19 protein-coding genes are annotated in these 26,206 nt (G+C 70.8%); 5 read left to right on the top strand and 14 right to left on the bottom strand.

The window, feature by feature from the left end; all coding sequences use genetic code 11:
- Nucleotides 1-137: 137 nt before the first annotated feature.
- The 5 genes from AB0H64_RS15575 to AB0H64_RS15595 form a co-directional block, all read right to left on the bottom strand.
- Nucleotides 138-911 (bottom strand): hypothetical protein, encoded by a 774-nt coding sequence (locus AB0H64_RS15575; RefSeq protein ID WP_357624237.1) that lies wholly within the window; start codon nt 909-911, stop codon nt 138-140.
- A gap of 95 nt (nt 912-1,006) precedes the next feature.
- The gene (locus AB0H64_RS15580) at nt 1,007-2,635 is read right to left on the bottom strand and encodes a tetratricopeptide repeat protein (protein WP_357624240.1); all 1,629 of its coding nucleotides are present in this window, start codon (nt 2,633-2,635) and stop codon (nt 1,007-1,009) included.
- A 276-nt stretch (nt 2,636-2,911) separates the two neighbouring features.
- The gene (locus tag AB0H64_RS15585) at nt 2,912-4,228 is read right to left on the bottom strand and encodes an EamA family transporter (protein ID WP_357624242.1); all 1,317 of its coding nucleotides are present in this window, start codon (nt 4,226-4,228) and stop codon (nt 2,912-2,914) included.
- 191 nt (nt 4,229-4,419) lie between these two features.
- Nucleotides 4,420-4,908 carry a GNAT family N-acetyltransferase gene (locus AB0H64_RS15590; RefSeq protein ID WP_310712227.1) on the bottom strand — a complete coding sequence of 163 codons (489 nt, stop codon included), beginning with the start codon at nt 4,906-4,908 and terminating at the stop codon, nt 4,420-4,422.
- The gene (locus tag AB0H64_RS15595; protein WP_357624244.1) at nt 4,905-6,464 is read right to left on the bottom strand and encodes an XRE family transcriptional regulator; all 1,560 of its coding nucleotides are present in this window, start codon (nt 6,462-6,464) and stop codon (nt 4,905-4,907) included. The genes AB0H64_RS15590 and AB0H64_RS15595 overlap by 4 nt, the downstream gene beginning before the upstream one ends.
- 273 nt (nt 6,465-6,737) lie before the next feature.
- On the opposite strand from AB0H64_RS15595, the gene AB0H64_RS15600 reads away from it, so the two are divergent.
- The 4 genes from AB0H64_RS15600 to AB0H64_RS15615 all read left to right on the top strand — a co-directional run bounded on the left by AB0H64_RS15600 (nt 6,738) and on the right by AB0H64_RS15615 (nt 10,352).
- Entirely contained in the window at nt 6,738-7,022 is a 285-nt protein-coding gene (locus AB0H64_RS15600; protein ID WP_310712224.1) for a hypothetical protein, read from the top strand.
- 470 nt (nt 7,023-7,492) lie between these two features.
- Nucleotides 7,493-8,422 carry a mechanosensitive ion channel family protein gene (locus AB0H64_RS15605; protein ID WP_357624247.1) on the top strand — a complete coding sequence of 310 codons (930 nt, stop codon included), beginning with the start codon at nt 7,493-7,495 and terminating at the stop codon, nt 8,420-8,422.
- Nucleotides 8,423-8,431: 9 nt separating this feature from the next.
- On the top strand, nt 8,432-8,812 hold the full coding sequence (locus tag AB0H64_RS15610) for a globin (protein WP_357624250.1): 381 nt from the start codon (nt 8,432-8,434) through the stop codon (nt 8,810-8,812).
- A 16-nt stretch (nt 8,813-8,828) separates the two neighbouring features.
- Nucleotides 8,829-10,352: a glycoside hydrolase family 13 protein gene (locus AB0H64_RS15615; protein WP_357624252.1), complete on the top strand. Its 1,524-nt coding sequence runs from the start codon at nt 8,829-8,831 to the stop codon at nt 10,350-10,352.
- Between the two features lie 78 nt (nt 10,353-10,430).
- On the opposite strand, the gene AB0H64_RS15620 is transcribed toward AB0H64_RS15615, so the two are convergent.
- The gene (locus AB0H64_RS15620) at nt 10,431-10,910 is read right to left on the bottom strand and encodes an Rrf2 family transcriptional regulator (RefSeq protein WP_357624254.1); all 480 of its coding nucleotides are present in this window, start codon (nt 10,908-10,910) and stop codon (nt 10,431-10,433) included.
- Between the two features lie 86 nt (nt 10,911-10,996).
- On the opposite strand from AB0H64_RS15620, the gene AB0H64_RS15625 reads away from it, so the two are divergent.
- The gene (locus tag AB0H64_RS15625; protein WP_357624257.1) at nt 10,997-12,184 is read left to right on the top strand and encodes an MFS transporter; all 1,188 of its coding nucleotides are present in this window, start codon (nt 10,997-10,999) and stop codon (nt 12,182-12,184) included.
- A gap of 145 nt (nt 12,185-12,329) precedes the next feature.
- Here the strand turns inward: AB0H64_RS15625 and AB0H64_RS15630 are convergent, their stop codons facing one another.
- The 8 genes from AB0H64_RS15630 to cobA all read right to left on the bottom strand — a co-directional run bounded on the left by AB0H64_RS15630 (nt 12,330) and on the right by cobA (nt 26,175).
- On the bottom strand, nt 12,330-13,496 hold the full coding sequence (locus AB0H64_RS15630; protein ID WP_357624259.1) for an MFS transporter: 1,167 nt from the start codon (nt 13,494-13,496) through the stop codon (nt 12,330-12,332).
- Between the two features lie 40 nt (nt 13,497-13,536).
- Complete coding sequence (locus tag AB0H64_RS15635) at nt 13,537-14,061, bottom strand: thioesterase family protein (RefSeq protein ID WP_357624262.1); 525 nt, start codon at nt 14,059-14,061, stop codon at nt 13,537-13,539.
- Nucleotides 14,062-14,533: 472 nt separating this feature from the next.
- Nucleotides 14,534-16,198, bottom strand: a complete 1,665-nt coding sequence (gene ettA / locus AB0H64_RS15640; RefSeq protein ID WP_357624265.1) for an energy-dependent translational throttle protein EttA — start codon at nt 16,196-16,198, stop codon at nt 14,534-14,536.
- 294 nt (nt 16,199-16,492) lie between these two features.
- A complete protein-coding gene (locus AB0H64_RS15645) occupies nt 16,493-18,760 on the bottom strand; it encodes a diguanylate cyclase (protein WP_357624267.1) in 2,268 nt (755 codons plus the stop codon).
- 1,041 nt (nt 18,761-19,801) lie between these two features.
- A complete protein-coding gene (locus AB0H64_RS15650; protein WP_357624270.1) occupies nt 19,802-20,770 on the bottom strand; it encodes a single-stranded DNA-binding protein in 969 nt (322 codons plus the stop codon).
- Between the two features lie 331 nt (nt 20,771-21,101).
- A complete protein-coding gene (locus AB0H64_RS15655; protein ID WP_357624272.1) occupies nt 21,102-22,724 on the bottom strand; it encodes a GTP-binding protein in 1,623 nt (540 codons plus the stop codon).
- Complete coding sequence (locus AB0H64_RS15660) at nt 22,721-24,946, bottom strand: dynamin family protein (protein WP_357624275.1); 2,226 nt, start codon at nt 24,944-24,946, stop codon at nt 22,721-22,723. Before AB0H64_RS15660 ends, AB0H64_RS15655 begins: the two co-directional genes overlap by 4 nt.
- The gene (gene cobA / locus AB0H64_RS15665) at nt 24,943-26,175 is read right to left on the bottom strand and encodes a uroporphyrinogen-III C-methyltransferase (protein ID WP_357624278.1); all 1,233 of its coding nucleotides are present in this window, start codon (nt 26,173-26,175) and stop codon (nt 24,943-24,945) included. The genes AB0H64_RS15660 and cobA overlap by 4 nt, the downstream gene beginning before the upstream one ends.
- Nucleotides 26,176-26,206 lie beyond the last annotated feature (31 nt).

The raw sequence follows: 26,206 nt of genomic DNA on the forward strand, positions 1-26,206 counted from the left end.
CGGCCACCAACCGGGCCGAATCAGCCTCTTACGGGCTTATCCTCGCGTACCTCCGACCGGCTGGGCCACTCGATTGCTCAGGCATCCGGCCATTTCGTGAGAAGCCGCCCGCGCGAGGTCGCCCGTGACGGGAGGGGTCAGGTTTCGCCCAGCTCGGTGAGGGTCGTGTGCAGCAGGCCGCGCAGCAGCGCGCCGCCCGCCTTCTCGTGCTCCGCCTCCACCGGCAGCCCTTCCGCCACCCGGGCCTGGTAGATGTCGCGTTCCAGCTCGTCGGTGTACGGCTGCGCGGTCATGCCGACCACGACCACCACCCGGTTGCCGCCCGGGGTCAGGACGGCCGCGGCGTGGGTGCGCAGGCACGTCTCCTCCAGCCCGCCGTACCAGCCGCACTTGACCGCCGCCTCCGGCGCCGCGAGCGCCTCCCGGGCGCCGAACGTCTGCTCGCCGCCCACCAGGCGCATCCACTCCAGGATCGCGCCCGCGACCGGCTCGCCCGCCAGGGCGGCCTGGGCCAGCTCCGCGTACGCGGCGGCGACCTCGGCGGCCGACACCTCCACGGACCCGAACCGCGACGGATCCCCGTTCGGCGGCGCCCAGCGGACACCGGTGCGGCGGTGGATCGCGTCCAGGACGGCGCGCGGGCCGACGGACAGCCACAGGGCGAGGGTGTCGGAGTTGGAGGAGACGACCACGGCCGGCTCGGCGTGGCGGCGCCAGCGCTCGTGGTCGCCGACCAGCCCGGCCGCCGCCCACGCGTACAGCGGTTTCAGCAGGGACGCGCAGCGCAGCCGGTCCGGGCCCGCGGTGAGGGCCACGGAGCGGGGAGGCGGCCCGCCGTAGCCGCGTCTGATGCCGGCGGCCTGCGCGCCGGCGCCCGGCTGGAGTTCACGGAGCAGCTCGTCGAAGCCCACGCGTCCCACCGTAGTCCTATCCGGCATGGTCCTGAGCGGGTCAGAGGCCGAGCCGCGCCCCCAGACGGCCGTCTACCCACAGCTGGTCCCCACGGTCACGGGGCCGACGCGCGTTGCTCGTCCGTCCTGGCCTCCGCCGTACGGCCGAGCGAGCGCAGCGCCACCGCCCGATTGGCGTACAGGTCCGGTTGGGGGTCGAGGGTGATCGCCCGAGACAGGTCGTCCACCGCCCCCTCGACGTCCCCCTCCGCGAACCGCAGCACCCCCCGGTTCCCCCACGCCGCCGCGAGCCCCGGCGCCGCGGCGACGGCGGCGTCCAGCGTCGCGCGCGCCTCCCCCAGCAGCCCCGCGGCCGTCTCCAGTTGCCCGCGCACCACCAGCAGGTGCACGTCGCCGGGGGCCATTGCCAGCCCGGCGTGTACGTCCGCCCACGCCTCCTCGTCGCGTTCGAGGGCGGCCAGCAGCCCCGCCCGGTTGATGTACGCGTCCAGGTAGCCGGGGTCGAGCTCCAGCACGTGACCCAGGTCGGCCAGGGCGCCGTCCGTGTCGTCGCGGGCGATCCGCAGCTCGGCGCGGTTGTAGTACGCCTCGGGCATCGGCGGCCCGGCCCGGATGGCGCTCTCGTAGTCGGCCATCGCCTCGTCCGGGAAGCCGAGTCTGGCCAGCAGGTTGCCCCGGTCCAGGTAGTGGTCGGGGAAGCCCGGGTCGAGGGCGACGGCGGCGGTGTAGTCGTCCAGCGCCTCCTTGGTACGGCCGAGCGTCGCGAGCAGGCGGCCCCGGTTGGCGTGCAGCACCATGCGGTGCAGCGGGTGCCGCTCCCCCAGCTCGCCGGCCAGCTCCATGGCCGACTCCACCAGTGCGAGCGCCGCCTCGGGCCGTCCCTCCCGCAGCTCCACGAGCGCCAGCCCGTTGCGGTCGAAGCCGAGCTTGAAGGCCCGCTCGAACGGGTCGGGCAGCAGCGTGGAGATGGCGATGGCCTGGTTGACCCACTCCCGGGCCCGGGCGAGGTCGCGCCGCTGCGGGTCGGGGTCGCGGGCGTCGAGCATCGCCAGCCCGTACGCGCAGGCGGCGTGGACCGCCGGATCCTGGCTGCACCTGCGCGCCCACGCCCACACCTCGCGCGCCTCATCGGTGCGGCCGAGCCCACCCAGCGCGGTCGCGGTGCGCTGCGCGAAGCGCCACCACAGGTCGATGCCCGGCTCGGCCGTCTCCAGCCCGCGCCGGCCGGCCTCGACCACGGCATGCAGGAACCCCTCGTGCACGCACCGGTCCACCAGGTCCCACAGCGCACCGGGGTCGCGCGGGGCGCCGGCGGGTTCGGGGCCGCCTTCGTACACGACAATGGCGAGAACGTCGGGCGGGATGCGGCGCGTCATGACGTCGAGCAGCTCGGCGTCCGTCGGGTCGGTCTCGGCGCCGTTGCACACCATCAGCGTGCGCCCCGGGGGCACGGCGTCGCGGACGAACTCCGTGAGCCCGTTGGCCAGCCGCAGCGTGCGGCGGGGCGCGGGCACGAGGATGCGCTCGTCGTCGGGCAGGCTCGCGTCGATCGTCGCGCGTCCGGCCGGGACCACGTCACGCAGGCCCGGGGCCACCGCCCTGATCTCGATGTCGTGGGCGGCGACCAGCTCCGGGGAACGTTCCACCACCCCCGGTACGAGGTGGTGGAGCAGAGCGGAGGCGACGGTGTACGGACCGTGGTGCCGGCGGTGTCCGTCGATCATCGGCATCAACAGCCGTGCGGCCCCCGGCTCGACAGGCGGATCACTCGGTACCCGCTGATGGGAAACTCCCCCGGTCACCCCTTGTGGATGACGCTCGATGTTCCCGTGAGCCGCGCGGAGCCCGGTTTGTGGACGATGATGCGCTTCATGGTGTCTTACCCCTCCATTGGGACTAACACCCCATTATTCGGACACAGCGCCGAATATCAAGTTTTAGGACGCATAAGTTAGCTAGTAATAGCTAATTAGCGTGTTTATTCGATGATTGACAGATGGTCAGCCGGGCCGAAACCAGCATGCCTTTGTCACCTTTCCGTTCTGCTCGGCCTCCTCGATCAATGCGCACAGGCAACGTCCCGCCAGCGTGACGGACTGACAGCAGCCGGGGCCGGGCAGGTTGCGGGCGCGGACGATGACCGTCGCCCGCTGGATCAGCCGATCGAGGCTCGGCTGGCCGCTGCCCTTGATCTGGTGGACCTGCAGCCGGCACGCCGCCCCCGCGACGGGCGGCCCCTGCGGCACGGACGCCTCCCCCGGCTGACCCGGCTCCTCCCGTTTGACCTTGAGGTCGGCCAGCCTCTTCGAGGCCCGGCGGGACACGGCGAGCAGCTGTACGCGCGGCGGCGCGCCGTCCGCCGGCTCGTCCACCGGCGGTGGCGCCGCAGGAAGGGGCGTCATGGGAGGGGACGCCCCAGCACGCGGGGACGCTGTCGTGCGCGACGGTACGGCCAGGAGCATCGCCGCGCCCATGAGCCCACCACCGAGGATCATGCTCCAGTCCACCGGCTCGTGGAACCAGATCACCGCGATGGCCGCCACCCACAGCGGCTGCGACGACATGAGGACCGCGCTGGGCACGGCCGCCACGTGCGCCTGGCCGTACGAGCGGGCGAGGAACCCCAGAGCGCACGACACCACCGCCAGATGGGCGAGCACCCCCCAGTCAGGAAGGCTCACCGGGAGGCTCAGTCCGTCACGCACGGCGTAGGCGCCTGCCATGAGCCCGATGGTGCCCAACTGGATGACGGTCAGGGCGTAGGCGTTGAAGCCCTCGCGGGTGCGCGAGAAGTGCGCCAGGAGGAGCGTGTGCCCCGCGTACAGGGCCGCGGCGGTGAGCGTCACGCTGAGCGCCGGCAGCGAGATCGGCTGGTCGCCGACGCCGCGCAGCAGCGTGAACACCGTCATGCCCGCCAGCGCCAGCGCGACCCCCGCCCACACCCGCCCCGGCATCCTCGTCCTGAACAGCAGCAGCGCCAGGATGGGCGTGAGGACCACGCTGCACCCGACGGCGAACCCCGACACGGCCGAGGGCAGGCTGTCGAGCGCGAACGCCTGCCCCACCTGGCCCACCCCGAACATGACGCCCAGGACGAGCCCGTTTCCCCAGGTGCGCCACGACAGCCCCCGCAGCGCGCCCGGGCGCAGGGCCAGGAGCGTCAGTGCTGCGATCGTGTAACGCTCGGCCAGCAGATCCTCTACCGGCATCCGGAGAATGAGATCCTTCATCAGCGGGAACGCCGACCCCCATGCGGCGCTGACGAACAACAGAAGCACGGCTCCCAGGAGGGGTCGGGGAGCGGCCACGCCTGTCATGGCGGAAGCATCTCACTACGAAACGCAGCCGCGGATGTACTCGCAGCAGCCGGGGATACTCCTCTACCACCGGGAGTGAAGAGGCTCACCCGGGGGTTCGTACATCCATATCCGCAGGAGTGATCGAATCATCCTTTTCTCCCGTCACGCCTTGCCCACAGGACTCCCAGGGGGACGGTGCGAGGCGGGGATCAGGCGTCGAGGACGGCGGCGGGCACGAGCCGCTTCTCGCCGTACACCACGATGAGGTCGCCGACGCGGGAGCGGGAGATCTCGCGCCACCCGTGCCGCGCGTACAGCGCGAGGGCGGCCTCCTGCCGCAGCGTGGTGTCGCCTCGGACGCTGTGGAAGCCCAGCTCGACCGCCCGCTTCTCCAGGGCGGTGAGCATCGCGGCACCGTAGCCGCGTCGCTGGAGCTCCGGGTGGACGCGCAGCCGGCAGATCTCGGCCTTGCCGGAGTCGATGGGCCGCAGCCCGCCCATGGCGACGACCCGGCCGCCCGTCTCGCCCACCAGGAAGTCACCGCCGCACACCAGGTAGAGCTCCTGGATACGGGGGAAGTCGTCGTCGTAGTACACCCCGTCACCGGGGAACAGGCCGACCTGGGCCAGGCAGATCTGGTGCAGTGCGAGGATCGTGTCCAGGTCGGACCAGCGGTAACGACGGATCTTCAGGTTCATGCACCGGCCTTTCCTTCGCCCGCGACCGGCTCGGGGCGCAACTGTTCGCGGTAGGCGGCCAGACCCGGATGGTCGCGGTCGCGCAGCATGACCGCCTGCTCGAAGGCGAGCGCCGGGCGCATGATGAAGTCGGTGCGGTACTCCGGGCCGAGCAGGCGCAGGGCCTCGGTGCCGACCTCCAGCGCCTCGGTGACGTCGCCCTCGATCAGGCGGCACTGCGCCCGGTCGAGCCTGATCAGCGTCTGGTCGAGGATGTGGTCCTGGTACTTGTCGAGGGCCTGCTCCAGCACCACCTCGGCCTCCAGCGTCTGGCCGAGCTTGGTGAGGACGTCGCCCTGGTAGAAGTAGAGCTGACGCTCGGTGTAGCCGAACGCCATGTCCTCGCGTTCGTCGCCCTTGATGAGGCTGAAGGCGTTGCGGGCCCGCGCCAGCGCGCGCTTGGCCTGGTCGACGATCTCCTTCTTGCTGTCGGTGCCCGACAGCATGGCCAGCGCGCGGGCCTCCACGACCGGGGCCATGGCCTGCGCGGCGCACGGCGTGGCACCGGCCAGGTCACGGCTCTTCTTGGCCAGGTTGAGCGCCTCGCGGGCGTCGCCGTAGTAGAGCGGGACGAGCGACTCGCGGGCCGTCACCCAGGCGCGCAGCGCGCGGTCGCCGGTCTCGTCGGCGGCGATGCGGCCGGTGCGGAAGAACGAGCGCGCCAGGCGGTGGTCACCCAGGTTGATCATGATCATGCCGCTCAGCCCGGCCAGTTGCGCGACCATGCGGCACAGGCGCTCCTGAAGGTCGATCGGCTGGCGATGGTTCATGGCGTTGCGGACCGCGCCCAGCTCCAGCACCACGTCGCACAGCAGGCGCAGCGGGGCGGTGGTGGTGTACTGCCGGCCGAAGGCCTGCGTGACCTCTTCCCACTGGTCGAGCATGGCCGGCGAGACCGTGGCGCAGACGAGCGTCTCGTCCATGCGGCGCCTGATGCCGTCGATGGCGCCGAGCACCGGCCCCTCGGGCTTCATGGAGGGCTTGTCGCCGAGCAGGTGGAGCAGGGCGCGGCGGAGGATGTTCTCGTCCTCCTGGCCGTCATGCGGCGGCTCCTCCTCACCGGACGGACCGGGCCGCTGTTCACGCGCCTCCACCGAGGCCGGGACGCGCTCCGAGACGTCGAAGGCGGGCCCACCGGGCGCCCGGTGGCCGTGGCCGCAGATGCAGGGGCCGTCGTAGCCGAGGGCCGAGGGCTCGACGCGGTAGACGGTGCACAGGTAGTGGAGGTACTCGGGGCCGGGGCGTTTCAGGCCGCTCTCGTACGCCGACAGGAGGGTCTCGCCGATGCCCGGCGGCGGCTTGGCGTCGCACTCGAACAGGGCGCGCACCTGCTCGATGACGTCGGCGAGGGCGATACCGTGCGACAGACGATGGCTCTTGATCTTCGTCGTGCCGAACAACGGCTCGCAGGCTTCATGGATCTCCTCGGCGATCTGGGCAGGTGTGCGGCCGGCGGCGAGACCCCTGGCTCTGGTCCGCCGCGCTATCTCCGTTTCCCTGTGCTGCCTGCCGGACATCCCGGCCCCTCTCACACACGTCCCGAACGATCCACGACCGACGACTCAGCGTAGTCTCTGTGTTGCACTCCGCCTACCGAAGACTATGAACCATTGTGGACGGGAAGAAAACGTCCTCTTGAAGCTTACGGTTAAGGATCGTCCTCCGGCGGACTGTTTCTTACAACCCACGAGGGAATAGCGACTCCCTGTGATCGGGATGTGCTCGTTGCGTAACGCGCCGACTTGAGTCATCTTTGGCCCACCAGCAACAAAGCGAGGGAGGGACGAAAGGTGGGGGACGACGATTTCGAGCACCTTGAGCGTCTGGTAGCGGAGCTCGGCGCTCGCGGTTTGCTCGCACGAGTGGTCCGCACCCAGACCGGCCGGCTGTTCGTCCGGGTGATCAACCCGAACGCGACCAGCCTGTCCGAGAACGTCACCTGTCGGCCGACGGCGGTCTCCGAGTTGCCGGACTGGTGGTACTGCTGGTCCTGGGGAGAGCGGATGCACGCGGCGGACGACCCGGCTGGTGCCGCGACGAAGGTCGCTCGGGTGCTCGCCGCGGTGGGCGAATGACACAGGCGGTGACCCGCGTGGAGCGCAGCCGCCGCGGTTCACCGCATCCATCGCGGCTTCACGGAGCCGGCGGGGCGGCCGGTGCGGAGGTCTCCCGTTCGCGGGAGCCTTGGCCGTCCCGCCGGTTCCACTGTTTACACACCGACTCCCTCCGGGTCACACCGGAGGGTGTCCGGAAGGTCCGCCTTCCGGAGAAACGGCACGGGACCTGCTTCCGGGTGCTCGTCCCTGCCGGGCCGTCCGTCACCGGAGCGTCAGGCCTCGCCCTCCGCGGCCCCGGGCCCGACGACCCCGTCTTCCCCGGCGTGATGTGACGGCGGCCGGTTCGGTCGGCGGTATCTTGTGGATCGAAATCGGTCCAATCCGCCGGCCGAACCGCTTCTCGAAAGGGGATCCTCCCAGTGTTCCTGGCGACCCCAGCGCCATCGCCCTCTCCCTCACCGGAGTCGGTGATCCCCAGCTTCAGTGACATGAGCCAGCAGGTCGCCTCGGTCTGCAAGGGTGACACGGTCATCTGCTCCACGCTGGCCGGGCTGTTCAAGGGAGCTGTGTGGGCGCCGCTGGTGGCCAGCGCGATCACGATCGTGCTGATCCTCATCCTGGCGTTCGTCATCCGCAACGTCGCGCACCGTCTCATCACCCGCGTGGTCACCCGGGCGGCGACCGGCGGCTCGCTCATGACCAAGTTCCGCCGGAACGGCGTCGGCTCGGAGAGCATCGACGTCCTGCTCCACGAGCGGCGCAAGCAGCGGGCCGAGACCATGGGCTCGGTGCTGAAGCACGTCGCCTCGATCGTCATCCTCGGCACGGCCGTCCTCACCGTGCTCGACCGGCTGACCATCCCGATCGCGCCGCTGCTGACCAGCGTCGGCATCCTCGGCGTGGCGATCGGCTTCGGCGCGCAGGAGCTGGTCAAGGACTTCATCGCCGGCATGTTCATGCTGCTGGAGGACCAGTACGGCGTGGGTGACGTGATCGACGCGGGCGCCGCGGTCGGCACGGTCGAGGCGGTCACGCTGCGCATCACGCGGCTGCGCGACGCCGACGGCCGGGTCTGGTACGTGCGCAACGGCACGATCACCCGGGTCGGCAACGAGTCGCAGGGCTGGTCGCGGTCCTACGTGGACGTCCCGGTGGGCTACGACAGCGACGTGGCGGCGGTGCGCGACGTGCTGGAGCGGATCGCCAAGGAGATGTGGGACGACCCCGAGTTCCGCGAGACGGTGATCGTGGAGCGGCCGGACGTGTTCGGCGTGGAGCAGCTGTCCGACAGCACGCTCGTCTTCCGCATCTCGGCCAAGACGCTGCCCTCCAGGCAGGCGCAGGTCGCCCGCGAGATGCGGCTCAAGGTCAAGAACGCGTTGGACACCGCCGGCATCGCACTGGTGCCCGCCGCGTAGGCTTGCACCGTGACTGAGACCTCCTTCTACGACGCCGTCGGGGGCGAGGAGACCTTCCGACGGCTGGTGCATCGCTTCTACGAGGGGGTGGCCCAGGACCCGCTGCTCCGTCCCCTCTACCCCGAAGAGGATCTGACGGGTGCGGAGGAGCGGTTGCGGGGGTTCCTGATCCAGTACTGGGGCGGCCCCAACACCTACAGCCAGGAGCGCGGTCATCCGCGCCTGCGCATGCGGCACGTGCCGTTCGTGATCGGCGAGGCCGAGCGCGACGCCTGGCTCAAGCACATGCGCGACGGCGTCGACTCGCTGGAGCTTCCGGAGGAGCAGGAGAAGCGCCTCTGGGACTACCTGGTTTACGCGGCGCACAGCTTGGTGAACTCGCCCACATAACGGGCATGACCGCCCCATGACTATCCCTTGGTGGCGTGACGCGGTCGTCTACGAGATCTATGTACGCAGCTTCGCCGACGCCTCGGGTGACGGCGTCGGCGACCTCGCCGGCATCCGGGAGCGTCTGCCGTACCTCCGGCGCCTGGGCGTCGACGCCATCTGGCTGACGCCTTTCTACCCCTCCCCCATGGCCGACGGCGGCTACGACGTGGCCGACTACCGGGGCGTCGATCCCCTGTTCGGGTCACTGGCGGACTTCGAGGCGCTGGTGACCGACGCGCACGAGCACGGGTTGCGGGTGCTCGTCGACATCGTGCCCAACCACAGCTCCTCGCGGCACCCGTGGTTCCAGGCGGCGCTGCGCGGCGAGCGGCGCGACCGCTACGTCTTCCGTGACCGGCCGAACAACTGGCAGTCCACCTTCGGCGGGCCGGCGTGGACCCGGGTGGCCGACGGGCAGTGGTATCTCCATCTGTTCGCCCCGGAGCAGCCCGACTTCAACTGGCGCGAGCCGGAGGTCCACGAGGAGTTCCTGGACATCCTGCGGTTCTGGCTGGACCGGGGCGTCGACGGGTTCCGCATCGACGTGGCGATGGGGCTGTACAAGGCGGAGGGACTGCCGGACCTGCCGGGCGTGGATGACCAGTCGTTCACGTCGCGCTCGCCGGTGTGGGGGCAGCCGGAGGTGCACGGCGTGTACCGGTCGTGGCGCAAGCTGCTCGACGGCTACCCGGGCGAGCGCATGGCCGTGGGCGAGGTGTGGACGGACGACCCGGAGGATCTGGCGCGCTATGTCCGGCCGGACGAGCTGCACCAGAGCTTCAACTTCGCGTGGCTCCAGGCTCCGTGGTCGGCGACGGCGTTCCGGAAGGTGATCGACGACACGCTGGCGACCGTGCCGTTCGCCACCTGGGTGCTGTCCAACCACGATGTCGTACGGCACCGCACCCGCTACGAGACCGCCGACCCCGGAACCGGACTCCCCAGGGCGAAAGCGGCATTGCTTGCCATGCTGGCGCTTCCCGGGTCGGCATATCTCTACCAGGGGGAGGAACTTGGACTCCCCGAGGTGAAGGATCTTCCCCCGGAGGCGCGGCAGGACCCGGTCTTCTTCCAGTCGGAGGGGAAGCTTCCCGGGCGCGACGGCTGCCGGGTGCCGCTGCCGTGGACGGTGACGGAACCGTCCCACGGGTTCTCTCCGGGCGAGACGCGGCCGTGGCTGCCGCAACCGGCGGAGTTCGGGGCGCTGAGCGTGGAGGCGCAGGCCGGCGACCCGGCCTCGACCCTGGAGTTCTACCGGGCCGCGCTGGTCTGCCGCCGGGAGCTGGTGGAGGAGATGCCGCACACTATCCAGTGGCTGGACTCCCCGGAGGACGCGCTGTTCTTCGGCCGGGGGCCGCTGGTGTGCGTGCTCAACTGCGGCACGGAGGCCGTACGGCTGCCGCCGCACGAGCGCGTCCTGCTGTCCAGCGGCTCCCTGGCGGGCGACGCCCTTCCTCCGGACACGGCGGCCTGGCTGCTGAGCACACCCGTCACCTGACCCCGGCTCCTACGTGGGGGCAGGCCAAGTCCGCGATCTTCGCCACACTCCTGGATCGGATGGGCGAGGCCGGTCGGTCTAGCGTGCGGCGGTCAGCCATCGGCTGACGGCGGCCATCGCCGTCCCCTCGCTGTCGGCGTCGATGCGGGCGGCGAGGTCGGCGATCGTGACCTGGCGCAGGGCGTCCGCCCAGGCGTCCTCGGCCGCGGCCATGGCGCGGGCGATCGCGCACGGTCGCTCGCATCGCTCGGCCGGGAGGGCGAGGGGGCCTCGCTGCCGGATCTCGGTGCACCGGTAGGCGGGCTCGCCGCCGTCGATCGCCCGCACCACCTCCAGCACCGAAATCTGGGCGGCGGGCCGAGTCAGCTCGTATCCGCCTACCTGACCGGCCGTGGAGTGCACGATGCCGGCGCGCGAGAGCGCCTGCAGGTGCTTGGCCAGGTAGGCGGGAGGGGTGCCGTGCAGTTCGGCGAGCCGGGCCGCGGGGACGGGTTCGCGGCTCTGGCTGAGGGTGACGCAGCTGTGCAGCGCCCACTCCACCCCGTTGGACAGCTTCATGATGGCCATCCTATCCAACTCGGACATCTTTTGTCGGAGTTGTGATAGAACCCAGATAGAAACTGTCTTAGATCATTGGAGTGTTCATGACGTTGATCGGTTCGCCACCTGACAGGCAGACGCTCGGGATGGCAGGACTGGCGATGTTCGTGGCGGCGGCCAACCTGCGGCCGGCGATCGCCGCGGTCTCGCCGCTGGTGGACCGCATCCGCGCCGACCTGGATCTGACCGCGACCGGGGTGGCCCTGCTGACGACCGTTCCCACGTTGGCCATGGGGTTGTGCGCGCCGCTGGCCGCCATGGCGGGCCGCCGGTTGGGGCTCCATCGCGGGGTGCTGCTTGGCCTGATCGTCATCACCGTGGCCACCGCCGCCCGCCTCGTCGGCGGATCCACCTGGCTGCAACTGAGCTGCGCGGCGGTCGTCGGGGCCGGGATCGCCATCGCCCAGACGCTGCTGCCCGCCGTCGTCAAGAGCCGCTTCGCCGACCGGGCGGGCCTGGCCACCGGCGTCTACACCGCGGGGCTCGGCACGGGTGGCGCCGTCGCGGCCGGAGTCAGCGCCCCGCTGGCCGGCTTCCTCGACTCCTGGCCCGGGGCGCTGGCCTCGTGGTCGGTGCTCGCATTGGCCGGGGTGGTGGCGTGGACGGCGTCCCGGCGCTCCCTGGCCCTGGACCGGACGGCCGCCCCCGCGGGCCCGCTCACCACAGGGCTGCCCTGGCGTAGCGCTGTGGCCTGGCGGGTGACCGCGCTGTCGGCGGCCAACTCCGCCCTGTACTACTGCGAGCTGGCCTGGGTCGTACCCCTGCTCCAGGAGAACGGGCTCGGCACCGGGGCCGGGGCGCTGCTCACCGTGATGATCTGCATCCAGGTGGTGGCGATGCTGGCCGTACCGGCATTGCTCGGCGAACGGCGCGACCTGCGCGTGGGGCTCGCGCTGACGGCCGCGCTGACCGCGCTCGGCTTCACCGGCCTGGCCCTCGCGCCCGCTACGGTGACCTGGCTGTGGATCCTCGCCCTGGGCGTCGGGCACGGCGGCCTGTTCACCCTGGTCCTGACGGTGCCGGTAGCGGTCAGCCGCGACTCCGCCGAGGCGGGCAGGATCAGCGCGATGGCGTTTTTCGTCGGGTACGGCTGCGCGGCACTGGCTCCCATGCTCGTGGGCATCCTGCGCGACGCCATGGCCGATTTCCGCCTCGCCTTCGTCCTCCTGGCCGCGACGGCCGCACTGACCATCGTGCCTACCATGCGGCTGCGGAAGGCGGCGCATTCATGACGGGGCTCGACCCTGCCGCCGCTATGGCAGCCCGCGCTGATCGGAGACCCCCGAGCGACTCGATGCCCCTTTCTCTCGTACGTGCTCCGTCCCCCGACGTGACTTCGGCCCTCACGTGACCCCGGCCCTTACGTGACTTCGGTCCTTACGTGACCTCGGCGGGCGGGGCGTGCGCGCCGCGTTCCCCTCGGACCGGGATGACCGGCACCGAGAGCAGCGCGCACACCAGCCCCGCCGCGAACCCCGCCCAGTAGCCCGCCCCTGTGATGAGCAGGCCGGCCAGCGGGGTCACGGCCAGCGCGACGACGTTCTGGATGGTGTTGTGGGTGCCCAGCACCCGCCCGGCCGCGCCGGGCCCGGCGAGCTCACCGGCCGCGAGGTACGCCAGCCCGTTGCCCGCCACCGTGATCACCGCGGCCAGCGCCAGCATCACCGGGCCGGGCCAGGACCCGGTGAAGGTGCCCGCGAGCAGCAGGACGAGCACGGCCAGGCTGCCGAACGTCAGCAGGCGCAGCGGCGCCATCCGCAGGCCCGTCCGATCGGACCAGCGGCCCACCGCGATGCGCACCGCCGCGCCGCCGATCGCGGCCACGCCGAACAGCCGCCCCGCCTGCACGCCGTCCCAGCCGTACACGTGGACGAGGCACGCCACGCCGTACGTGCTGACCACGATCTGCGGCACCGCCTGCAGCGCGCTTGTCGCGTGGACCCGCCAGAGGGCGGGCTGCCGGTACGGCGAGCCGGCCGGCGCGGGACCCGAGCCGGGGCCGTCGCGCGGCGGCTCGGCCAGGAACAGGGCGGCCAGCACGGCGGCCAGCAGGCTCACGGCGGCGCACACCGCCAGCACGCCCGGGATGCCGTGCGCGCGCGACACGGGCGGCAGCACGAAGGCCGCGACGGCCATGCCGAGCGTGTAGGACACCTGCCGCAGGCCCATGGCGACGCCGCGCTCCGGCGGGCGGAACCAGCGCAGCACGATCCGGCCGCCGCCCACCATCGCGGCCGACCCGGCGGCGCCCGCCAGCGCCAGCAGGCCGACGACCGCCCAGAGTCCGGTGACGAGCGTGACGGCCGCGAAGAACACCGCCGCCAGTCCCACGCCCAGGCCGAGCACGAGCCGCTCGCCGTGCCGGTCGGCCAGCACACCCCATGGGACGAGGGCGAACAGCACGCCGATGCCCGGCGCGTTCGCCACGATGCCGGCCAGCGGCAGGGGCAGCTCGAAGAAGCGTTGCAGATCCGGCATGACGAGGGGGAGCCCGAACAGGCCCAGGGTGACGCTGGCATGCGCGTTGACACCGAGGGCGAGCATCACCCAGCGCCTCAGGTCCCGCCTCGGAGGGGACACGCCGCTAGGAGGGGATCTTGAAGCGTTCGAGGTAGGCGACCTCCTGCGGCGTCAGCCTGCGGGGCGCGCCGGCCTCGACGTCGTAACCCACGACCACCGAGGACGCGGTCACGAACAGCTCGTCGTCGTCACGGATCTCGTACGCCAGCGTGAACCGCACCGGCTTGATCTCCGTCACCCACGTCTCCACCCGCACCGGCTCGGCCCTGAACGACAACGGCCGCCGGTAGTCGATCTCGTGCCGGGCGATGACCAGCCCCTTGAACGGCGCATCGCCTGCCCGGTACGGGTCGATGTGGAACATGGCGAGCCGGGCGTCCTCCAGGTAGTCGAAGAACCGGACGTTGTTCACGTGCCCGAGCGAGTCGATGTCCGCGAACCGCACCATGCGGGGGAAGACGTGCCGCCGGGTCAGGGTTTCGAGCGATTCGTGCACCACGCCCGCCACCGTACCCGCCCCCACGCGGCCCTTCTCACCCGGCCCGACCGGCGGCACGACCGGGGGCACGGCCGGGAGGCCGGCAGCCATTGGTGTCCAGGGTCGAACGGCTGGAGGTTGCTCTGGTCGAAGCGGATGAGCTGGGACAGCGCCGGGTGATGACTCTGCCGGCGACGGTGCAGCGAACACGGGTACACGGGTACACGGGCGCGGGGTCGAGCACCGAGCTCTGGACAGTCCGCGGGCGGCTGGGGAGACGGCTTTCACCCGCCACGGCCTCGTCTTACCCGGCTGGGATTTGAGCCTCAGGCAAACACGGCAGGACCGTGCATGTCGTGCAGCGGGTGTACGACATGCACGGCCTGGGATGTGCCGCGAGCCCTGGTGCGACGAGCCGTGAGGCACGAGCCCTGAGCCTGAGGCCGCGAGCCCTGAGCCGTGAGGCCGCGAGCGGTTGGCCCTGGATCCTGGGCCGTGACCGACGAGCTCTGAGCGACGAGTCGTGAGACATGAGGCTCGGGCTCACGGCCCGGGCAGTGAGCCCGAGCCGTGGATGTCGGGATCAGTCGCGGTGGAGCTTGCGGTAGGTCACCCGGTGCGGGCGGGCCGCGTCGGCGCCCAGCCGCTCGATCTTGTTCTTCTCGTAGTCGGCGAAGTTGCCCTCGAACCAGAACCAGTTGGAGCCCTCTTCCCACGCCAGGATGTGCGTGGCGATGCGGTCGAGGAACCACCGGTCGTGCGAGGTGATGACCGCGCAGCCCGGGAATTCGAGCAGCGCGTTCTCCAGCGACGACAGGGTCTCGGTGTCGAGGTCGTTGGTGGGCTCGTCGAGGAGCAGGACGTTGCCGCCCTGCTTGAGGGTGAGCGCCAGGTTGAGCCGGTTGCGCTCGCCGCCCGACAGGACGCCGGCCTTCTTCTGCTGGTCGGGGCCCTTGAACCCGAACGCGGCGATGTAGGCGCGCGACGGCATCTCGACGTTGCCGACCTTGATGTGGTCGAGCCCGTCGGAGACGACCTCCCAGACGTTCTTGTTGGGGTCGATGCCGCCCCGGCTCTGGTCGGCGTAGGAGATCTTGACCGTGTCACCCACGACGATCGAGCCGTTGTCGGGCGTCTCGCTACCGGTGATCATGCGGAACAGCGTGGTCTTTCCGACGCCGTTGGGGCCGATGACGCCGACGATGCCGTTGCGCGGCAGGTCGAACGAGAGCTTCTCCATGAGCAGCCGGTCCTCGAAGCCCTTGGTGAGGTCCTCGGCCCTGATCACGGTGGTGCCCAGGCGCGGGCCCGGCGGGATCTGGATCTCGTCGAAGTCGAGCTTGCGGTGCTTGTCGGCCTCGGCCGCCATCTCCTCGTAGCGCTGGAGACGGGCCTTGGACTTGGTCTGGCGGGCCTTGGGGTTGGAGCGGACCCACTCCAGCTCGTCCTCAAGGCGCTTCTTGCGCTTGACGTCCTTCTGACCCTCGACTTTGAGCCGCTGCGCCTTGGCCTCCAGGTAGGTGGAGTAGTTGCCCTCGTAGGCGTAGGCGCGGCCACGGTCGAGCTCGAGGATCCAGCCGGCCACGTTGTCGAGGAAGTAGCGGTCGTGGGTGACGGACAGCACGGTGCCGGCGTACTTCTCCAGGTGCTGCTCCAGCCACTGCACACTCTCGGCGTCGAGGTGGTTGGTGGGCTCGTCGAGCAGCAGCAAGTCGGGGGCCTCCAGCAGCAGCTTGCACAGCGCGACACGACGGCGCTCACCACCGGACAGCGTGGTCACGTCGGCGTCGGGCGGCGGGCAGCGCAGCGCGTCCATCGCCTGCTCGAGCTGGCTGTCGAGGTCCCACGCGTTGCGGTGCTCCAGCTGCTCCTGCAGCTTGCCCATCTCGTCCAGCAGCTCGTCGCTGTAGTCGGTGGCCATCTGCTCGGCGATCGCGTTGTAGCGGTCGAGCATGGCCATCGTCTCGGCGACGCCCTCCTGAACGTTGCCGAGGACGGTCTTCTCCTCGTTCAGCGGGGGCTCCTGCTGGAGCATGCCGACCGTGAAGCCCGGCATGAGCCGCGCGTCACCGTTGGACGGCTGCTCCAGGCCGGCCATCATCCGGAGCAGCGTCGACTTACCGGTGCCGTTCGGGCCCAGGACACCGATCTTGGCTCCGGGCAGGAACGACAGCGTGACGTCGTCAAGGACAACCTTGTCGCCGTGCGCCTTGCGCACGCGCTGCAGCGTGTAGATGTACTCCGGCATGACATCTAGCTTAGGGGCTCTCGACCGGGCTTCCGCCGGTCGGGGACCGAAGGCGGCCCGAAGAGCGGCAGGGGTACGGGGTTGTGGCGTCGGCGCCCGCCGGGCGCCCCTGCGATGCGTGCCCTCAGCGCCCCGCTGGGGACGGAGCCTGAGTCGTGCGCACGCGCCAGGATGGCCGCCGGGCGACGCAATGTCTGCGGCAGGCCGTGAGCAACGAACGGTGCCACGCACCCGCGCGTGAACACGAAGGCGGCACGATCCGCTCACGCTTTCACGCGGCGGTCTCGTCCCAGCTCAAGGGATGTCGCTGAGCGACGGAGGTGCCGGAGACGCTGATGACTCCACGTCCGCAGGTGAATGCGTAGCCCCTGACTGATCCAACGGCTGTTCCGGCGCTTTGCCCGGATCGACGGGCTGGGAGGGTTCGGGGGTTGGGGGCTGTTCGGAGGGAGGCGGCGGGGCCTGGGTCGCTGCAGGAGGAGGGGCGTGAACCTGTGGAGGTTCTACCGATGGCGGGGGCTCTGCGTTTGGTGATGGCTCCCGGATCGGTGACACCTTTGGGAGGAATGGGGGTGGTGGCTCAGGCGTCTGACGAGGATCCAGGCGCAGCGAGGGTCCCTGGTTCAGTCTGGAATCGGGAGTCGAGGGATTCGGGAACAGTGACGGATTCTGGACCAGTGAACGATTCGGGATCAATGGACCGTCCTGGGCCGATGGACGGTCCTGGGCCGATGGACGGTCCTGGGCCGATGGACCGTCCTGGGCCGATGGACCGTCCTGGGCCGATGGACCGTCCTGGGCCGATGGACCGTCCTGGGCCAGAGAGCGGTCCTGGGAGGCCAGAGAACGATCCTGGGTCATCGAGGGATCTGGGATCACCACGGGACTCAGTATCGCGTTGGGATCCGGAATCGCGGTGCGATTGGGAATCGCGCTGGGGTCGGGGGTCTGTGTGGAATGGGGAATCCATGGCGATCGGGGGATCTCTGGGGGATCTGGGATCGCTGCGGGATCAGAAATCCCTGTGGGATCGGGAAGCCCTGCCGGATGGGAGATCGCTGCCGGTTGGGAGATCGCTGTGGGATTCGGGACCTCTGAAGGGTCTTCGATCCCCTTCAAAGGGAGTGACGGATTCGGGGCCCGTCCGGGCGCAGCGCCGCCAGGGTCCGGTGCAGCATCGGCAATCGGTGGAGCCGGTGGTATCGGTGAAGCGTTCGCCGTTGAAGCCTCTGAGATCGCTGAAGCTGCTGTGAGCGGTGAAGGGCTGGGAATCGGCGGCGCTTCTGAGGCGGCGAAAGGGCTCGGGGCGCGGGAAGGGTCTTCGAGAGTGGAGTCGATGGACGCCTCAAGGGGGGAACCGGTCGGCGTTGGTGCCGATGAGGCGTCGTGCAGGTGAGTGGGCTGGATGACCGGAAGGCAGATGCGGTCCCGGCCGAGCTCCTTGGCGCGGTAGAGGGCCAGGTCGGCGGCGGCCAGGAGCTCTATGAGGTCGTCACCGTGCAGGGTCATGATGGCCACCCCCACCGAGATCGTCACGGTGATCATGGCATCGTCAGCGGCGACCGCCATGTGGCTGATGCGGTTGCGGAGGCGTTCGGCCACCTGGCGCGCCTCGTGGACGTCGGCACCGGGCAGCAGGACCACGAACTCCTCACCGCCGAAGCGGCCCACCACGTCGTACTCGCGCAACTGGCTCCGCAGCGTGGCCGCGACCGCCGCCAGGACCTGGTCGCCGACGAGGTGACCGTGCCGGTCGTTGACCCGTTTGAAATGGTCGATGTCGACGATGAGCAGTGCCAGCGTCTCGCCGGTGCGCCGGGCGCGGACGATCTCGGTGTCGGCCTCGCGCTGCCACGCCGCCGCGTTGAGCAGGCCGGTTTTGGGGTCGGTGCGAGCGGCCGCCTGGAGCTGGGCGTGCAGGAGGCTGCGTTGCAGCAGTACGACCGGTGGCAGCGCGAGAATGAGCAGGCCGAGATTGAGACCGGCCGAGATGGCCACGCTGACGCCGAGGCACAGCTCCACGACGTCGAGCAGGGCGCTCTCCTTGTCCCACAGGACCTCGCGCCACGGCACCTCGGGGTCGGCCATGTGTGCGGCCAGGGCGATGAGGGCCGTGTTGAGCAGGGCGAACACGACGGCCGCGGCCACCGCCAAGCCGATCGGCTCGATGGCGCCCCGCGTCAGCGCCGCCGGATCGGGCACCAGCCGGTGAAACGCCATCGAGGCGGCGCACCCCGCCAATCCGATGGCGGCCGAGCTGAACACGCGACGATGCAGCACCGTGGCCCGGACCCGCCATTGCAGGAGAATCTGCAACACGATGGGCGCGAGCAGGGCATAGAGGGACGGCAGCAGCAGCGCCACCGGCAACCACCAGGCCGACAGCAGGTCGCGGGAGACGCCGGCGGGCATGCCGAGACGTCTGGTCGCCTCGATGCACGCCGCGCCGCACGCCATGAGCGCGACGAATGCCATGACGTCCGACCACCGAATCGGGGTGGACGCCGCCAGCAGGACGATCGCGACGAAGTCGAGAGCCACGATCCCGACGAGATAGACCACGAGGGGACGCCGCTGCCCTAGCAGCGGCCAGCGGCCGACCAGGGTGGACACTCCGTCGCGAGGCGTGATCGGGGTGTGACGAGGGGCCGCCATCACGTCTCCTCCCTGACTAACGATATGTAACACAATAGTTGCGGAGTGTGCGTTGTGCGATCGGAACCGATACGTTGGGCGGCGGGACCACCTAGGTCATCGTGGTCTGTAAGGGAGATTCCGGCTCACTCCACGAGCCGGGAGACGATGGAAAGGAGCAGCCATGGCGCGAGGTGTGACCTGGTCTTGATGCGACGTCCGGCCCGGGGTCTCCCACTCCATCCCGGATCACCCGGATGATTTGCCCGCCCCGGGGACTTCACGGAGCTCACCGTCCTCACGGACTTCCTCGTCCTCACAGTCTTCACTCCGCTCGGTAGCCCCTCCCCCTCCACTCCCTCTTGGTCTGCCTTCCTGGTTTGGCCTTCTGCCTTGGCTTTTCTGCGGTTGGCTTTTCGTGGCCGACGACTCGCCCTTGCCCCCTCCGAGCCCGATTGCATTCTCCCTGGGCCGGCGTTGCTCCCCCTCTGGGCATCGCGGTGCCACCCCTCCGCGTCCGCGTTGCTCCCCCTCCAGGTATTGGGTTGTTACCACTCAGGGTCAGCGTGTTCGCCCTCGGGTATCGCGTTGCCACCGCTCTGGGCCCGCGTTTTTCGCCCCTCCTGGCCTGTGTTCTCCCCCGGGGCCGGCGTTCTTCCGCCGGGCTTTGGCTGTGCCCTTTCCATGCCTCGCGTCGTGCTCCAGGCCTCGCGTCGTTTCCCTTCAGATTGCGCGTTGGCCCCCTTCGGGCTTCTCGTTCTGCTTCTTCTCGTGTCTGCCTTCGGCTTTCTTCTCCCTGTTCGAACTTCTTGTCCCTGTTCGGGTGCCGCCCCGTCGTGAGGTCGGCCGGGGTGTGTCGAGTGGTTCTGGGTGTTCAGGGCTTTCTTGCGCGGGGCCCTTGCCTGACGTACCGGCCCGAGGCCCGTGGGAGTGGGTGTCGGGCCGGTTGTGCGTGGGAGTGCGGCGGTGTCAGGCCGCGATGGGCTCCTTGGTGGGCCACTCGGCGTCTTCCGACTCGTGCTCGTTGTCGTCCTCACCGAGGATGCGGATCACGGTGCCGTCGGTACGGGCCGGGCGTCCCTTTGAGCGGGATGGCTTGGAGGGCGCCTTGCCGGAGGACGGAGAGGCCGGGCCTGGCGAGGTTTTGGGGCGCTGGACATTGGAGGCGGCGGTGTCGTCGGCATGTGGAGTGTCCGCCCCGTCTCCGGTGCCGGATGCCTTTCCCATGGGGTCAGGGTGATGGGACGCTGCCGGGTCGGTGGCGTGAGGGGGCTCGCCGGCGCGGGTGGCGGGAGCGAGGTCCCCTTGGATGGAGGCGTAGGCGGGCTCGCCTGCGTCGTCCGCCGGGGCAGGGGGAAGCGGGGTGAGGGCGGGAGGTTCCGGAAGAGACGGGTGGGCGTGATCGGTCCTGCCCGCCATGCCTGTCCCCACGCTCCTGCCCGCGTCCATGTCCATGCCCGTGCCCGCGCTCCTGCCAGCGCTCATGCCCGTGCCCGCGCTCATGCCCATGGCCCAGTCCTGGGTTTCCGCGTCCAGGCGGTCGCGCATCTCCTTGCTCACTGTGGCAGCGCCGCCGCCACGCTCCGGCTTGACGAAGGCGCCGGTGCCCCAGCGCAGGTCATGGCCCACCGCGCTCGCCTCGATCTCGGGCATGAAGCGGCGGTCGCCCTCCGGGCCGAACTCGCGGATGCGGAGCTTGCCGGACACCACCACGGGCTGCCCGATCTTGATGGACTGCGCCACGTTGTCGCCGAGGGACCGCCAGCAGCGCACCGCGAAGCAGACCCTCTCGCCGTCGGTCCACTGGCCGGTCTTCCTGTCGAAGTAGCGGTGCGACGTCAGGACCCGGAGTGAGGTGACCTTCGCCCCGTCCTCGAAGGTGTACTGACGGGGCTCTGCTGCGACGTTTCCGGTGAGCGTGATGTAGATGTCGTTCATCCCATTGCCTCCCATGTCAGCGGGCGGGGTGCCCGCGACCTGGGATCACGGTGCCGGAAGGGGTGGAGGGGCCGGGGGGCCGAATGGTGTTCTGTGGATTTGGGGGTGGAGGGGCGGGGCGGTTGTGGAAAACGTCGTGGCGCTCGCCGGTTGCTGCGCACTCATTGGCGCCCGTCGCATTCGACCGTCGCCTTGGGTTGTTGTTGCGCGCTCATCGCCTGTCGCCCCAGGTGACTCCCTGCCAGCAGAGGTCCGTACGAAACCGCGACGCCGTACCGGACCGCGACAGGGCCGTTGGGTCGGCGCGAACGGGCGAATGCGAGTGTGCGGGTTAGCCGGCGAGGGTGCGCATGGCCGTGTAGAAGGTGTGGTGGCGGCCGAGTTCGCGTTCGACCGGCTCCACCACCATGGTCTCCGCCACCGCCGCGACCCGTCGCCGCATCTCCCGTTCCAGCCGTTCGCGTTCCTTCGACGCTCCCAGCTCGACGAAGTTGCGTGCGGCGATGCCCGACAGTGCCCCGAGGCCCAGGACCGAGGCCATCATCAGCCCCACCCATGGCAGCGCGGCCGTGTCACCCAGCAGCTGGAAGCCGAGCGGCGACTGGCCAGGCAGGAACAGCCCCGTCACCAGCCAGCCCAGTCCGAGCACGAACCCTGCCACCAGCAGGTACTGCCAGATCTTCAGCAGCCACCACCAGCCCGGCACATGGTCGAGCCGGGGCGCCACCTCCGAGAGCTCCTCCGTGAGGGCCTGCGGGAGCTGCTTGAGGCGCGAGCGGGCGGCGTGGTGCAGGGACGACCGCCACACCGGCTGCATGTCGCCGGACAACCCGTCGGCGAGGGCCTGCACCGCGTTCACCACCTCCGCGGTCTGGGCGCTGACCGTGCCGGTGGTGATGCCGCGGATCTCGTCCCCGACGTCCTGCAACCGCAGCGCCTTGACCGGGTCGGGCCGCAGCTTGGAGATCCAGCGCGGGTACGGCCAGCCGACCCAGCTCATGGAGCGTTCGGCGTAGACGTTCTCCATGGCCTCGCCCACCGCCGGGACGCCCACGGCGTCGCACAGCGCGTCGGTGAGGCCGAGCCTGCGGGCGTCGTCCACGGCCGACGGGGCGGACAGGGACTCTCCCACCGGCATGGAGGTGCTGATCCGCTGTTCGAGCCGATGGAGGTCGGCTTCCAGCTTCTGGATCGCGGCCCGGCGCCGGGAGACGGCTCCCGCGACGACGGTCTTGAGACTGTCCACGCCACGTCCGGTGGTCGCCGAGGTGGGGACGACGGTCGGGTGCTCGACGCCTTCGCGGCGCAGCAGGTCGTTGAGGTCGATGACGAGCTCGGCGAGCTCGGCGGCGCTCAGCTTGTCGGCCTGGTTGAGCGCGAACACGGTCACCGCCTCGTGCCCCGCCAGCTCGGTCACGTAGCGGCGGTGCGTGGAGGCGTCGGCGTACTTCTGCGGGTCCAGCACCCACACCACCAGATCGGCCCGGCCGATGAGCCGGTCCGCCTCGTTGTCGGTGAGGGCCCTGATCGAGTCATGGTCGGGCAGGTCGAGCAGGATCAGCCCGTGGAGCTGAGTCTCGCCCCGGTCGAGGGCGCTGGCGCGGGCGAACCGGTGCCGTTCCTGGATCTGCAGCCAGTCGAGCAGCGGCGCGGCGCCCTCCAGCCCCCACACGCAGGCGTGGGTGCGCGCCGTGGTGGGCCGCCGCACGCCCGTGGGTGACAGCTCCAGCCCCGAGATGGCGTTGAACAGCGACGACTTGCCGCTGCCCGTGCCTCCGGCCAGCGCGACGACAGTGTGCTCCGACGACAGCTTGAGCCGCTCGCCGGCCCGCTTGAGCAGCGTGCTCGCCTCGGCCAGCAGCTTGGGCTCCAGCCGTCCCGGCCCGAGCTCCACGAGCTTGGTGAGCGCAGTGAGCCGCGGCGCCAGGCCGGGCCTGGTGGTCATGGTGGTCATCGCGCGACCTCAAGGTTGTACGTGGCCTGGTAGAGCCGTGTCGCGATGGACTCGTCCGGGATCCCGGCCGAGTCGAGCGCCTGCACGTAACGCATGGACTCCTCGTCGAACAGCATGCCGATCCTGGCGCGCAGGTCGCTGAGCGCCTTCGCCCCGATGCCGCGCAGCGACTCGGCGCCCAGCAGGGCGTTGACCAGCCGGTGCGGCACACCCGTGGTCGCGCCGCTGAACATCGCCACCATGAAGATCAACGACAGCGAGTCGGCGTCGAACGACACCACCTTCGACACCGAGCGCTTGGCCACTCCGTCGGTGCGCACGAGCTCGGTGACGTGCTCCTGCCAGGCGGCGATGGCGCGGGCCGCGTGCCGTACGAGATTGTCGGAGGGCCGGTCGAGATCGGCGGCGAGCTTCGCGCCGAGCGGCGAGCGCTGGCGCCATCGGGCCGCCACCTCGTCGGCGGCGCGGGTGGCGGCGGCGACGATCACCGACTCCAGGCCGGCGCGCAGCGCCGCCCTGAACGCCAGCACCCGCTCGGGGGCCTGCCGGGCCGTGCGGCCGCGCCTGCGCAGTTGCAGCGTGCGCATGAGGTCGCCCGAGCCCGCGAAGTCCTGCCACCGCGCGAGCACCTCGCCGTGGATGAGCGAGCCGCCGCGGAAGGCCCGGTCGATGTCGGACAGGGCGTTGCGGTACGCGGCGTCCACGTCGGAGCGCAGCTCGCCCCGGAACGCCACCTGCGTCTCCATGTGCTTGGCCAGCGCGGGTACGCGGGTGCGGAAGCTGTTGAGCACGCCGTCCAGGGTCTCCCGCACGGCCTGCGCCCGGCGCTCCTCGTCGACCGACAGCTCGGCCAGCCACAGACGCAGGTCGGTGACCTCGCTGTCGGGCAGCCGGCCGTCGACCACCTTGGACTCACCGATGACGAACCGGTCGATCTCCCCCAGGCCGTACTCGGTCAGCATGCGGGCGAAGTGCTTGAGCACCACCTCGCGCGCCTTCGGCTGGACCCGCGACAGGACGATGGCCAGGCGGGCGCCGCGCTCCTTGGCCATGCGCAGGAGGTTCCAGGCGGGGGCATCGGCGTAGCGGGCGGCGGTGGTGACGAAGACCCACAGGTCGGCGGCGTCGAGCATGCGCTGCGCGATCTCGTGGTGCTTCTCGACGACCGAGTCGATGTCGGGGGTGTCGAGCAGCGCCACGCCCTGAGGCAGCTTCTCGGTGGGGACGACGACGAGGCTGTCGGGGCCGGACTCGGCCGTGGGCTTGTCGATGCGCCGCAGGCCGCCGAGCAGCTCTCCCTCGGCGAACCACCTCTGGTCCTCCGGGTGGCAGGCCAGCACGGGTACGCCGGTGGTGGGGCGGCGGACGCCGGTGCGGGAGACGTTCTTCTCGGCCAGGGAGTTGACCAGCGTGGACTTGCCTGCGCCGGTCGAGCCGGCGACCACGATGAGGGCGGGCGCGGTGTTGGTGCGCACCCTGGGCAGCACGTAGTCCTGGAGCTGGGCCAGGAGGTCGGCGCGGGCCTGCCTGGCCTCGTCGGCGCCCGGCAGGTCGAGACCGAAGCGCAGGTCGGCGACACTGACGCGGAGGGTGTCGAGGGCGGAGGTGAGCGCGGCGACGGTCTCCGGGGGAAGGGCCTGCGCCCCCGTCCCAGCCTTGGCCAGAGGCTCCGGCTCAGCCTCCGGCTCGGTCTCTGGCTTTGTCTCCGGGTCCGCGTCCAGGTCCGGGTCTGTCGCCGGCTGCCGAGGGCTCTCGGTCTCGGGCTCCGTCTGAGCGGTCTCGGGCTCGGGCCCCGGCTGCGTGTCGGCCTCGGCGTCGGTCTGGGGCTCAGGCTCGGCGTCGAACTCGGTCGAGGACTCAGGCTCCGTCGAGGGCGCTGGCTCAGTGTCGGCCTCGGGGGCTGCCTGCGCGGCCGAGGCCCGGGAGGCCGGGGGGCGGAAGGCAGCGGGTTGGAAGAGCGAGGGCCGGGAGGGCGGCTCTTCGGAGTCGGGCTCCGGTTCCGTTGCGAACACGGCTTCCGGCTCGGGCTCGGATTCCGTTGCGAGCTGGGGGTCCGGTTCCGGTACGGGTTCCGTTTCCGCCTCTGGTGAGGGGTCCTCCTCCGGCTGCGTGGCCGGTGAGGCGGCGCCGGGGTCGACGGCGTCCTCGTCCGTGATGGCGCGGAAGCTCAACGTCTGCTCCCCTGGCGACTCCTGGCGCCCGTCATCCATGGCCGTGTTCACGGCAAGCGCTCCGCTCGAACCATCTCGACCTCCTGGCCGACGCTCACGACATCGCCGACGACGACGATCGCCGGCGGCCGTATCCCGGCCGCGGACACGCGGTCGGCCACGGTGGAAAGTGGAGCGATAACCGCCCGCTGGGTCGGAAGGGTACCGTCCTGCACCACCATTACGGGAGTCTCCGGTGAGCGTCCGTCTCGCAGGAGGGCCTCGGCCACCTTGGCGAGCCGCTCCACGGCCATCAGCAGGACCAATGTGCCCTGCGAGCGGGCCATGGCGGGCCAGTCGACGGTCGAAGCGGGATCGTCGGGCGCCACGTGCACGGACACGACGTGGAACTCCTGGCTGACGCCCCGATGGGTCACGGGGACCCCGGCCGAGGCGGGCACGGCGACGGCGCTGGTGATGCCGGGCACGACCACCACGGGAATCCCGGCGCGGGCGCAGGCGAGCATCTCCTCACCGCCGCGACCGAACACGAACGGGTCTCCGCCCTTGAGCCGCACCACGAACTTGCCCTGCCGGGCGCGGTCCACGAGCAGCTCGTTGATCTTCTCCTGGGGCAGCGACCTGCCGTACGGGACCTTGGCGGCGTCGATCAGCTCGACGTCCGGCGCGAGCTCGTCGAGCAGGGCGCGGGGCGCGAGGCGGTCGGCGACCACGACGTCCGCCTGGGCCAGGAGCTGCCGGCCACGCACGGTGATGAGCCCGGGGTCGCCGGGCCCGCCGCCGACGAGCGCCACGCCGACGGGCTTGGTGCGGCTGCGCCGGGCGTCCACGGTGCCGTCGCGCAGGGCGCCCACCACGGCGTCCCTGATGCCGGCGGCCCTGCGCGGGTCGCCGCCCGCGGTGACGGCCACGGTGATCTCGTCCACGCGCCCGGAGGCGGGGGTCCAGGCGGCGGTGGCGTCCTTGTCGTCGGCGCGTACGCACCAGATGTGCTTGGCCTCGGCCTCGGCGGCGACCGCCGTGTTGACGGACCGCTGGTCGGTGCAGGCCTGGACGAGCCAGGCGCCGTCGCAGTCGCCCACCTCGTACGGCCGGGCGTGCCAGGTGACACGGCCAGCGGCGATGAGGTCGTCGAGGGCGGGGGTGACACCGGGCGACACCAGGGTGACCACCGCGCCCGCCTCCAGCAGCGCGGGAACCCGGCGCTGGGCGACGTGGCCGCCGCCCACGACGAGGACCCGGCGACCGGAGAGCCGCAGGCCGAGGAGGTAGGGGCCCATGGTGGGATTCTCCCGTTCGCGAGGGTTCGGC

This window comes from Nonomuraea sp. NPDC050733 (assembly GCF_040654215.1).
GTDB lineage: Bacteria > Actinomycetota > Actinomycetes > Streptosporangiales > Streptosporangiaceae > Nonomuraea.